The sequence below is a fragment of the Corallococcus sp. CA047B genome (genome assembly GCF_003612065.1).
Taxonomy (GTDB): Bacteria; Myxococcota; Myxococcia; order Myxococcales; family Myxococcaceae; genus Corallococcus; species Corallococcus praedator.
Genome location: NZ_RAWD01000728.1, coordinates 1 through 456 on the forward strand (window position 1 = coordinate 1; position 456 = coordinate 456).

At 64.7% G+C, this 456-nt stretch carries 1 protein-coding gene; it reads right to left on the bottom strand.

Going from position 1 to position 456, the window contains the following annotated elements:
* Window positions 1–440: acyl carrier protein (locus D7X74_RS42390; protein WP_199742035.1), on the bottom strand; the 440-nt coding region annotated here is incomplete at its 3' end.
* Window positions 441–456: the final 16 nt, after the last annotated feature.

A 456-nucleotide genomic window follows, 5' to 3' on the forward strand; every position in this document is an offset into this window, starting at 1 on the left:
TCGAAGCACTCCTCAATTGCCATGCCGAGCTCCATGCCCATCAGCGAGTCCAAGCCCAGATCGGTCACTGAGCGATCAGGATCGACCTTGGCGGCAGATAGGTGGAGGATCCGAGCGATCTGTGCCTGCAGTGTCTCGATCACCAGTTGCACGGCTTCGGCGGAGTCAAGCGCGCGGATCTCGGCTTTCATGCTAGCGCCATCGGCGCGCTGCGTTTCCTGTCCGATGCCGCCCCGCATGTCGAGATAGCGCAGCGAGCGTGCGGCTGGCATGACGCGCGAGATGGACTTCCAGTCGAGCCACAGTAGCGCTTCGCCGGCATGGCCGCACTGCAGCACCTGTTCGAGCGCGGTCATCGCCTGTGCCGAGGTGATTGCGCGGCCGCCAATGCGGGCCTGCAACGCCTCCAGTGTTTGGGCATTGCGGGCGAGGAAGCCCACGTCCTCGAGTGGGCCC